The organism is Mesorhizobium sp. B2-7-2 (assembly GCF_006440775.1).
In the GTDB taxonomy this organism is placed as follows: Bacteria; Pseudomonadota; Alphaproteobacteria; order Rhizobiales; family Rhizobiaceae; genus Mesorhizobium.
The window spans coordinates 76281-87854 of sequence record NZ_VFTZ01000002.1 but is presented as its reverse complement, the minus strand read 5'-3'; the positions used below and the strand labels follow the sequence as shown (position 1 = coordinate 87854).

The 11574-nt window shown below is 67.9% G+C and carries 5 protein-coding genes; all 5 read left to right on the top strand.

The genetic code is table 11. From position 1 onward, the window contains the following. Positions 1-124: 124 nt before the first annotated feature. Genes FJ425_RS03215 through addA form a run of 5 tightly spaced genes read left to right on the top strand, consistent with a single transcriptional unit; the run spans position 125 to position 11570 of the window. Positions 125-2704, top strand: coding sequence for a PAS domain-containing sensor histidine kinase (locus tag FJ425_RS03215; RefSeq protein WP_140721714.1), 2580 nt, complete (start codon positions 125-127; stop codon positions 2702-2704). Positions 2705-2714: 10 nt separating this feature from the next. Continuing rightward, positions 2715-4226, top strand: a complete 1512-nt coding sequence (tsaE, locus tag FJ425_RS03210; protein ID WP_140721711.1) for a tRNA (adenosine(37)-N6)-threonylcarbamoyltransferase complex ATPase subunit type 1 TsaE — start codon at positions 2715-2717, stop codon at positions 4224-4226. Then, entirely contained in the window at positions 4223-4945 is a 723-nt protein-coding gene (locus FJ425_RS03205) for a nucleotidyltransferase family protein (RefSeq protein WP_140721708.1), read from the top strand. Before tsaE ends, FJ425_RS03205 begins: the two co-directional genes overlap by 4 nt. Further along, positions 4942-8061, top strand: coding sequence for a double-strand break repair protein AddB (gene addB, locus FJ425_RS03200; protein WP_140721705.1), 3120 nt, complete (start codon positions 4942-4944; stop codon positions 8059-8061). The genes FJ425_RS03205 and addB overlap by 4 nt, the downstream gene beginning before the upstream one ends. After that, complete coding sequence (gene addA, locus FJ425_RS03195) at positions 8058-11570, top strand: double-strand break repair helicase AddA (RefSeq protein ID WP_140721702.1); 3513 nt, start codon at positions 8058-8060, stop codon at positions 11568-11570. The genes addB and addA overlap by 4 nt, the downstream gene beginning before the upstream one ends. Positions 11571-11574: the final 4 nt, after the last annotated feature.

Here is an 11574-nt window from a genome sequence, read left to right as displayed (position 1 = left end):
TGCGCCAATGATTCTTCACGCCGATTCCAGCAAGCGTTATTGTTGTGATTCGCGGTCCGGGGACATGTTGGGCCGGGGACGCATCAGGGCGGTCTTGCATTCAAGCGGCGAAGAGGACCAAGACATGCCGGGGGATTACCCGCCACGCGCGGGAAAGGCCGTTTCCGGCGGCCATGAGGATTCGAACGATGCCGGCCCCGGCGTGAGCCGCGGCGGTTTTCGTGCCGGCTCGCGGCTGGCCTTGCTGCTTGCGACCTCGACGCTTGCCGGCCCGCTGCTCGCCTTTGCCGCCCACGCCGAGACGGGCATTCCGGCAAAGGCCGCGGCGCCGGTCAGCACGCTCGAGGTCATGCAGCTCGCCATGTTCGTGGGCGTCATGGGCGCGGCACTGGTTTCGGCCATCTTCCTTATCCGCGAGCGCGCCCGCACCGCCTCGCAGAACCTGCAGCTCAGGGCCCGCATCGCGGACGTCAACGCTGCGCTGCAGCGTTCCGAGGCGCTGCTCAATCTGCGCGATCAGCGCCTGATCGTGTGGACGACGGACAACAAGAAACCCGAACTCATCGGCAGCCTGCCGCTGGAAAGCGGCGCGCCTGACGACAGGTCCGCCTTCCTCGCCTACGGCCGTTGGCTGATGCCGCGCTCGGCGGCGGCGTTGGAGCACGCGGTTGCCGCCTTGCGCGAGCAGGCGAAGACCTTCGATCTGGTCATCGAAACGCAGGCCGGCGTGCCGCTGGAGGTCCATGGCCGCAAGAGCGCGGCGCATGTGCTGGTGCGCTTCGTCTCGCTGTCGGAGACGCTGCGCAACCAGGCCAGGCTGAAGATCGAGAACCAGCGGCTCAGCGCCGACTACGACACCATGATAGGCCTGCTCGACGCGTTGAAGATGCCGGCATGGCTGCGTGGCGCGGACGGGCGATTGCAATGGGTCAACCGCGCCTATGCCGAGGCCGTGGAAGCAGGAAGCGCCGCCGCGGCCGTGCGCGACGCGACGGAATTCCTTGGCGGCCAGGCGCGCGATCAGATCGCCGAGCAGCACAAGTCGCGCCCGGTCTTCGAACAGACGCTTTCCACCGTGATCGAAGGCGATCGCCGCATGTTCGCGGTCACCGACTTCGCCGGCGCCGACGGTTCGGCGGGGCTCGCCTGCGACACCAGCGCTGCCGAGACGATCCGCGCCGAATATGAGCGGACCGTGCGCAGCCATGCCGACACGCTCGACCAGTTGAACACCGCCGTGGCGATCTTCGACACCGAGGAAAAGCTGCGCTTCTTCAACCAGGCCTTCCAGAAGCTCTGGGGCCTCGACTCGGGCTTCCTGCTCAGCGCTCCCTCCAACACGCTGCTGCTCGACAGGCTGCGCAGCGAAGGCAGGATCGCCGAGCAGCCGGAATGGCGGCGCTGGAAGGAAAACCTGCTCAGCGCCTATCGCGCCGTCGAATCGCAGGAACACTGGTGGCACCTGCCGGACGGCAAGACGATCCGCGTCGTGGCGAACCCGCAGCCGAAGGGCGGCGTCACCTGGGTGTTCGAGAACCTGACCGAGAAGATGGACCTCGAAAGCCGCTACCAGACCGCTGTGCGAGTGCAGGGCGAGACGCTGGATAATCTCGCCGAAGGCGTGGTGGTGTTCGGTCCGGACGGGCGGCTGAGGCTGTCCAATCCGGCTTTCGTCGCGCTGTGGGGGCTGACGGTGGAAGCGGTCAAGCCGAACGTCCATGTTTCGGCGATCCGCGACCTGTGCGACCAGCGTGCGGCGAACAGCCCCTGGGGCGGCTTCGTCGCCGCGGTCACCGGCTTCGACGACGAGCGCCGCGACCGCCGCGGCCAGATCGAGCTCGTCGACGGGACGGTGCTGAGCTACGCGGTGATCCACCTGCCCAACGGCCAGGTGATGATCACCTTCGTCGACGTCACCGACACCGTCAATGTCGAGCGGGCGCTGAAGGACAGGAACGAGGCGCTGGAGAAATCCGACCAGCTGAAGAACGAATTCGTGCAGCACGTTTCCTATGAGCTGCGCTCGCCGCTGACCAACATCATCGGCTTCACCGAGCTTCTGTCGCTGCCCGCGACCGGACCGCTGACGCCGAAGCAGCGCGAATATGTCGAGCATGTCGGCTCGTCGTCGTCGGTGCTGCTCACCATCGTCAACGATATCCTTGACCTGGCGACCGTCGATGCCGGCATCATGCAGCTCGACATCTCCGAAATGAACATCGACCGGACGATCGCCGCGGCCGCCGAGCTGGTCGCCGACCGGCTGGACGAGCACCGGATCAAGCTCGAGATCGATGCGGCGGAGGCGCCGGCGAGCTTCCATGGCGACGAGACCCGCATCCGCCAGATCCTCTACAACCTGCTCAGCAACGCGGCCAATTACGCGCCGGAGGCGAGCACGATCCGGCTTACCTGCCGCCGGCTGGCCGACGGCGTCGAGTTCTCGGTGCATGACGATGGCCCAGGCATGCCGCCGGACGTGCTGGAATCGGTCTTCCGCCGCTTCGAGCCGCGCGCCAATGGCGGGCGGCGGCGCGGCGCCGGGCTGGGGCTCTCGATCGTCAAGAGCTTCGTCGAACTGCATGGCGGAACCGTGCGCATCGAGACCGGCCAGGACAGGGGCACCACGGTGATCTGCACCTTCCCGGACAGGCCATCTGGAATCCCCGATACGCCGGCGGGCATCCGCGACGCGGCCGAGTAGCGCGACCCATATGGCAGGAACGGTGCTGGAGCGTTTTCTCGCCGACGAGGCGGCAACGGCAAGGCTTGGCGAGGACCTCGCCATGGCCTTGCGCGCGGGCGACGCGATCGCGCTGAAAGGCGATCTCGGCGCCGGCAAGTCGACGTTGGCCCGTGCGCTGATCCGGGCGCTTGCCGACGACGCCAATCTCGAAGTGCCGAGCCCGACCTTCACCCTGGTGCAGAGCTACGAGACGCGCGTTCCGGTGCATCATTTCGATCTCTATCGGCTGTCCGCTCCGGACGAGCTCGACGAGCTCGGCCTCGATGACGCGCTAAGCCAAGGCGCGGCGCTCATCGAATGGCCGGAACGGGCCGCAGACCGCTTGCCGGAAACGGCGCTGTGGGTCGATCTTGCCGAGCAGGGCGAAGGCCGCGTGGCGCGGCTTTCCGGGCAGGGACCAATCTATGACCGCGCCGCGCGATCGCTGGCGATGCGCGATTTCCTGGCCTCGGCCGGATGGGGCGACGCCAATCGCCGCCATTTCGTCGGCGACGCCTCCGCCCGCTCCTACGAGATCGTCGCGCTGCCCGGCCAAGCGCCGCGCGTGCTGATGAACTCGCCGCGGCTCGTGCTCGGGCCGCCGGTTCGCGACGGCAAGCCCTATGCGATGATCGCCCACACGGCGCAATCCGTCACCGCCTTCGTCGCCATCGACCGGGCGTTGCTTGGGGCCGGCGTCAGCGTGCCGGCGATTCATGCCCAGGATCTCGACCAGGGTTTTCTGCTCATCGAGCATCTCGGCTCGGAAGGTTTCCTCGGTCGCGACGGCCAGCCCATCGCCAAACGCTACGAGGCGGCGGCCGAATTGCTGGCCATGATGCATGGCAAGACTTGGCCTACGCGCTTGGAAGCGGCGCCCGGCGTGTTTCACGACGTGCCGCCTTTCGACCGGGAAGCCATGTTGATCGAGGCCGACCTTTTGGTCGACTGGTATGTGCCATGGATCACAGGCGAACCGGCAAACGACGCGTTGCGGGCAGGCTACCACGAGGTATGGAACGCGCTCCTCGATCGCCTGGCAGGCAGCGAATACACGCTGATGCTGCGCGACTTCCATTCGCCCAACATCATCTGGCGGGCCGAGCGCGTCGGCCTCGACCGGCTGGGCATCGTCGACGTGCAGGACGCGCTGATCGGGCCTGCCGCCTATGACGTCGCTTCCTTGGCGATGGATGCGCGCGTCACCGTCTCGCCCGAGATCGAGCGGCGGACGGTCGCGGCTTATGTCGCGGCGCGGCGCTCCGCCGGCGCTTTCGACGAGGCCGGCTTCGCCGAGGCCTATGCGATCATGGCCGCGCAGCGCAATTCGAAGATCCTCGGCATCTTCGTGCGGCTCGAAAAACGCGACGGCAAGCCTTACTATCTGAAACACCTGCCGCGCATCCGCGATTATCTGAGGCGGGCGCTGGCGCATCCGGCGCTTGCCGGCCTGAAGGATTTCTACATGGCCCACGGCCTGCTCGAGGAACGGGTCCCATGAAGCCGACGACCGCGATGGTGCTGGCTGCCGGGCTTGGCAAGCGCATGCGGCCGATCACCGACACGATGCCCAAGCCGCTGGTGAAGATCGCCGGCAAGACCCTGCTCGACTGGGGGCTGGACAGCCTGAAAGCCGCCGGCGTCGCCAAGGCCGTCGTCAATGTGCACTATCTGCCCGAGCAGATCGTCGCGCATGTCGCCCATAGGCGCGCACCGAAGATCGTCATCTCCGACGAGCGCGAGGCGCTGCTGGAATCGGCTGGCGGCATCGTCAAGGCGCTGCCGCTTCTGGGTGGCGAGCCCTTCTACATCATCAATGCCGACACCTTCTGGATCGACAGCGGTCAGCCCAGCCTCGAGCGTCTTGCCCTTGCATGGGACGCCGCGAGAATGGATATTCTGCTGATGCTTACCGATCTCGACTCAGCGACCGGGCATTGCGTCGGCACCGATTTCCTTGTTGCCCCTGGTGGAGCTCTACGGCGCTCGAAGGGCGATCCGGCGGGCCTGATCTATGCCGGCGCCGCCATCATCCACCCGCGCATCTTCAAGGATGCGCCCATGGGCTCGCATTCGCTCAATGTCTATTTCGACAAGGCGATCGCCACAGGGCGCCTGTTCGGCATGAAGATGAACGGACGCTGGATCACCGTCGGCACTCCGGACGCCATTCCGGCGGCCGAGGCAGCCGTGGCCGGCGCCCTAGCGAAGGCGGTATGAGCGGCACGCGCCGCGTCTTTTCCATTCCGCCCGGAGCGCCGTTCCTGCCGACGCTGGCGGGGGCGTTGCTCGACGGGCGCCTGATCCCCGGCTTCCGCTTCGACGGCGACCCGCTGGCGCTCGCCGACGTCACCATCTATGTGCCGACGCGCCGCGCGGCGCGGGCGCTGCGCGGCGCCTTCGTCGACGTTGTAGGAAAACGCTCCGCCATCCTGCCGACGGTGCGGCCGCTCGGCGAGTTCGACGAGGACGAGGCCGCCTTCGACGCGGAAGCGGCGCCGGCAATGGACCTCGCGCCGCCGATCGCCGCGCAGGAGCGGCTGCTGTTGCTGGCACCGCTGGTGCGCGCCTGGAAGGAAAGCCTGCCGGCGCACATAAGAGAGCGGTTCAACGAGGAATTCGTCGTGCCGACCTCGGCCGCCGACGCCATCTGGCTGGCGCGCGACCTTGCCCGGCTGATGGACGAGATCGAGACCGAAGGCACGGATTGGGCGAAGCTCGCGACGCTGGTCACCGGCAACCTTGCCGGATGGTGGCAGGTGACGCTGGATTTCCTCGGCATCGTCACCGACAACTGGCCGGAACTGCTCAAGGAGCGGGACCGCTCCAATCCAGCCGCGCATCGCAGCGCGCTGATCCGGCTGGAGGCGGCGCGGCTGAAGCGCACTCCGCCGGCCGGACCGGTGATTGCCGCCGGTTCCACCGGCTCCATCCCCGCCACGGCGGAACTGCTTGGCGTGATCGCCGGCCTGCCCAACGGCGCCGTCGTGCTGCCCGGGCTCGACCGCGACCTGGACGACGCATCCTTCGCGGCGATCACGGCGCCCGGCGCGCGCCCGGCAACGCTCGGCCACCCGCAATACGGCCTCGCCAAGCTGATCGGCGGCATCGGCATTCCGCGCCGGGACGTCGAGGACATCGTCGCCGCGCCACCGCCGCTTGCGTTGCGCGCCACCCTGGTCGGCGAGGCGCTGCGGCCGGCCGAAACCACCGAATACTGGACCGAGACACGGCCGCGCTTCACGGCACTCGACGTCGAACAGGCGCTTGGCGGCGTGACGCTGGTGGAAGCGGCGAACGAACGCGACGAGGCAGCGGCAATCGCAATCGCGCTGAAGCGCGCCGTGGAGGCTCCGGGCAAGCGCGCGGCGCTCGTCACCGGCGACCGCGCGCTGGCGCGGCGGGTTTCGGCCGAGCTTCTGCGTTTCGGCGTCGTCGCCGACGATTCCGGCGGCGCGCCTTTAGTCAACACACCGGCCGCCAGCCTGCTCAGGCTCGCGCTGAGCGCCGCCTTCCGGCCGGGCGATCCCGTCGGCCTGCTTGCCTTGCTCAAGCATCCGCTGCTCGGGCTCGGCCTCGAACGCCAGACCGTGCGCAAGGCGGCCGAGCTTATCGAGCTGGTGGCGCTGCACGGCGGCACCGGCCGGCCAGACGTCGCGTCGCTCGGCGCGCTTTTCGAGACGCGGCTGGCGGAGCTGAGCGGCGACACAAGGCAGCCTTTCTGGTTTTCGCGCCTGACCGTGCGCGGCATCGAGCAGGCGCGCGGAATGCTTAGCCGTCTTACCAATTCGCTCTTGCCGCTCACCGCGATCCGCGACGAGAAAGACGCCGACATCGCGACGCTGACACGCGCGAGCGTTGTCGCGCTGGAGGATCTGGGCCGCGCCGCCGACGGCGGCCTGGCGGAGCTCTACGCCGGCGATGCGGGCGAGAAACTTGCCGAGCTGCTGCGTGGGTTAGTGGCCGCGTCCTCGCCCTTCACTTTCGCCGCTTCGGAGTGGCCCGACGTAATGGAGGCGCTGATCGCGCCGGAGACGGTGAAGCCGGCGCAAGGCACCGATCGCAACATCGCCATCTGGGGCGCGCTGGAAGCCCGGCTGCAGAATGTCGACACGCTGGTCATCGGCGGGCTGAACGAGGGCGTGTGGCCGCGCAAACCCGAGAGCGACCGATTCATGTCGCGGCTGATGAAGACCGGCATCGATCTCGAGCCGCCGGAGCGGCGCATCGGCCTTGCCGCGCATGATTTCCAAATGGCGATGGGCGCCGGCGAAGTGGTGCTGACGCGCTCGGCCCGCTCCGGCGACGCGCCGGCGGTGCCGTCGCGCTGGCTGCAGCGCATCCTGACCTTCCTCGGCAAGGAGCCGGCGGCGGTACTGCGCGGCCGCGGCGACGCGCTGCTTGCTTGGGCGCGCGCGCTCGATGCCGGCGAGAAGAAGGATTTTGCCTCGCGCCCGCAGCCGAAGCCGCCGCTCAGCCTGCGCCCGCAGCATTTCTCGGTCACCGAGATCGAGACGCTGCGCCGCGACCCCTATGCGGTCTATGCACGGCGCATCCTCGGCCTGATGCCGCTGGAGCCTTTGATCCGCGATCCGGGCGCCGCCGAACGCGGCACGCTGTTCCACGAAATTCTGCATTTGTTCTCGCGTCGGGTCGAGGATCCGAGGGCTCCGAACGCGCTGGTCAGCCTCATCGACGCTGGCCGTGCCTGCTTTGCCGAGGCAGAGCTTCCGCCTGATATCGAGGCCATCTGGTGGCCGCGTTTCGAGAAGCTCGCCGAAAACATCATCGAATGGGAGCATGGCCGCGCCGATGCTGTTGCCAGGCGCTACGCCGAGGAGCGCGCCGAAAAGACCGTGGTCGGCCGCACCGGGGTGACGCTGTCCGGCTATGCCGACCGCGTCGACCTGCTTGCCGGCGGCATGGCCGACATCCTCGACTACAAGACCGGCTCCTCGCCCTCGAAAGCGCAGGCGCACACGCTGCTGTCGCCGCAGCTTGCGTTGGAGGGCGCGTTGCTCAGGCGCGGCGCCTTCAAGGAGCTCGGCATCCGCGAGCCCTCGCAGCTCGCCTTCGTGCGGCTGAAGCCGAATGGCGAGGTGTTCGAGGAATCGATCCTCGAATACAACCGCAAGCCGCGCACCGCCAACGACCTATCCGAGGAGGCCTGGGCGCGGCTGGAACGGCTGCTCTTCCACTATGCCGACCCGACCAGCGGCTATCTGTCACGCGCCCTGCCCTTCCGCGAGGGCGAGGCGGACGGCGACTACGATCATCTGGCGCGGGTGCTGGAATGGTCGGCCGGCGGCGCCAGCGAGGACGAGGCGGAAGGATGAAATATCCGATCCCCTCCGATACCGCCGCCAGCCAGGCGCGCGCCTCCGATCCCGCCTACTCCGCCTGGGTGTCGGCCAATGCCGGTTCGGGCAAGACGCATGTCTTGGCGCAGCGCGTCATCCGGCTCCTGCTCAACGGCACCGATCCGTCGAAGATCCTCTGCCTCACCTATACGCGGGCGGCGGCCGCCAACATGTCGAACCGCGTGTTCTCGACTCTGTCGGAATGGACGGCGCTGCCCGATACGGAACTGGCGATCAGGATCGCGGCGCTGGACGGCCGCGGCGCCGACCGCGACATGATGCGGCGCGCACGCCGGCTGTTTGCCGAGGCGCTCGAGACGCCGGGCGGGCTGAAGATCCAGACCATCCACGCCTTTTGCGAATCCGTGCTGCACCAGTTCCCGCTCGAAGCCAACATCCCGGCGCATTTCGAGATGCTCGATCCGCAGATGGAGGCCTCGCTGTTCGCGGACGCCCGCCGCGACATGATCTCGGGCGCAGGCGCCGGCGTCGAAGGGCTGGCGGAAGCCTTTGCCACCGTGCTGGAACGCGGCGGCGAGTTCGGGCTCGATACGCTGCTTGCCGAGATCGTCGGCAAGCGCGACGAATTGCGCGGTTTCATCGCCAAGTTCGGCAAGGATCGGGACTTCCGGCCGCTGTTCGCAGAATTCGGCTTCAGGCCTGAACAGACGGCCGAGGACATCGCTGCTTCGCTGTGGCCGCTGCCTGGCTTTTCGCCTGGCCAGTTCGCCGAATTTGCCCGCGCCGCCGAGGCAGCCGACGCCAAGCAGGTGTTGAACAATGTGCTGCCCTATGCGCAGAGCGCCTTTGCCGAGGCCGATCCGATCCGGCGGCTGCGCCTGCTCGCCAAAGCATTCCTGCGAGCGGACGGCGACCCCTACGATCCGCCCAAAATCTTCAGGAAGGCGCTGGTCGACCGCCTGCCCGACCTGCCGGACCGCTATTTGGTGGTGGCGAAGGCAATCCTCGACGCAACCGATCGGCTGGCGCTGTTCCGCATGCTGGAAGGGACAGCGGCAGCGCTCACCGTCGCTGGCTGGCTGATCGCGCGCTATGAGCAGTTGAAGCGCGGGCGGGGTTTCCTCGACTTCAACGATCTCATCACCCGCACGGTGAGCCTGCTGTCGCGGCCCGATGCCGGCCCCTGGGTGCAGTTCAAGCTCGACCAGGGCATCGACCACATCCTGCTCGACGAGGCACAGGACACCAGCCCGGACCAGTGGGAAGTGGTGAAGAAGCTGACGGAAGAGTTCTTTGCCGGGCTTGGCCAGCGCGAGGCGGTGCGCCGAACTGTCTTTGCGGTCGGCGACGAGAAGCAGTCGATCTATTCCTTCCAGGGCGCGGCGCCGGATTCCTTTGCCGAAAGCCGGCTATTGTTTGCCAGCCGCGTGCGCGACGCCGAGGCCGACTTCGCCAATCTCAAGCTCACCTGGTCGTTCCGGTCGAGCGACGACGTGCTGGCCGCGGTCGACCGCGTCTTCGCTGAACCGGGCGTCAGGCGCGGCATCAGCCACGATCCAGACCCTTTGACCCACAAGGCGATCCGCAATGACGCGCCGGGCTATGTCGAGGTGTGGCCCTCGGTCGGCGCCGAGATGGTCGAGGAGCCGGACGATTGGACGCTGCCGGTCAACCATGCCAGCGCGCCCGCGGTGCGGGTGGCCGAGCATGTCGCCACGACCATCCAGACCTGGCTGCGCAGCGGCGAGGTCATCGAAGGCAAGGGCAGGAAGCTGACCGCCGGCGACATCCTGGTCCTCGTGCGCAAGCGCGATCGTTTCGTCCATGCGCTGTCGCGCAGCCTCAAGAACCGGCAGATCCCGGTCGCCGGCGCCGACCGGCTGAGCCTGCCCGGCCATATCGCCGTGCAGGACCTGATCGCACTTGGGCATTTCCTGATCCAGCCGGAGGACGATCTTTCCCTGGCCGCCGTGCTGCGCAGCCCGATCTTCGAGGTTTCGGAGGAAAGCTTGCTGGCGCTGGCCGGCGGGAGGCCGAAGGGCCAGTCGCTGATCGCCTCGCTCAGGCAACATGCGGCCGAGGATGTGGCACTCGCCGCCGTCGTTAGCCGGCTCGACGGCTGGGCAACCGAAGTGGCCTTCAAGCCGGTGTTCGAATTCTATGCCGCGGCGCTGGCGCGCGACGGGTTGCGCCGCAAGATGACGGCGCGGCTGGGACCCGAAGCCGGCGACATCCTCGACGAGTTCCTGAGCTTTTGCCTGGCCGAGGAACGCACCGGCCTGCCGGGGCTGGAATCCTTCCTGTCGACGCTGGAAAATGCCGGTCCCGAGATCAAGCGCGAGATGGACCAGACGCGTGACGAGGTCCGCGTTATGACCGTGCACGCCGCCAAGGGTCTGGAGGCGCCGGTGGTTTTCCTGGTCGATGGCGGCTCGGCGCCGTTCAGCGACCAGCATCTGCCGCGGCTGATGCCCTTCGAGAGCTCGGGAACGCAGTGGAGGGGCAAAGGCTATCTGTGGCGCTCGGCCAGCGATGTCGCCAATGGCGTCTCGAAGGCGGCTTCGGTCCGGGCGCGCGAATTGGCAGACGACGAATACCGGCGGCTGCTCTATGTCGGCATGACCCGTGCCGAGGACCGGCTGGTCGTCTGCGGCTATCACGGCAAGCGGCAACCCAACCCCGGCACGTGGCATTCGATCGTCAGCCGCGCGTTGCTCGGCGCGCCCGAGAGTTCCGAGCGCCGGCATCCGGCGACCGCCGAGGTGGCGGTACATCGCTTCCACATGACCAGGCTGCCGCCGGTGGCATTGACCGGCATCGACGAGGCAGGGCCGTTCGAGCACACAGCGCCGCTGCCTGAAGACCTGTTCCGGCCGCTGCCGCCCTATGAGGAGCTGCCGCGGCCGCTTTCGCCTTCCGGCGCCTCGGCGCTGATCGACGAGGCGAAGGAAGCCGTCCCCGACACTCGCTCGCCGGTGCTCGACGCCGCCGCCGAACCCGGCTTTGCCATCATACGCGGTCTTGCCCTGCACAAATTGCTGCAGATGCTGCCCGGCATCGCGGAGGAGGAAAGGCAAGGCGCGGCCGAGCGTTACCTGGCGCGCGCTGGCGCCGGCTGGCCGGACGGCGAGCGCGACAAGGCGCTGGATGCGGTGCTCGCCATCCTGTCCGACAACCGCTTCGGCGCGCTGTTCTCGCCATCCTCGCGAGCTGAGGTGGCCGTCATGGGCAGCCTCGAGGTGAAGGGCAAGCTGCGCTCGATCTCCGGCAAGATCGACCGGCTGGCGGTCACGCCCGAAAAGGTGTCGATCGTCGACTACAAGACCAACCGACCGGCTCCCGGGAACCTGGCCGAGGTGCCGCCTGCCTATGTGCTGCAGCTTGCGCTCTACCGCGCGCTGCTTCAGCCGCTCTATCCGGGCCGCGAGGTGACTGCCGCGCTGCTGTTCACTGAGGCGCCGCGCCTGATCGAGCTGCCCGCCCCCGCCATGGATGACGCCCTTGCCCGACTCACGGCAGCGTGACACA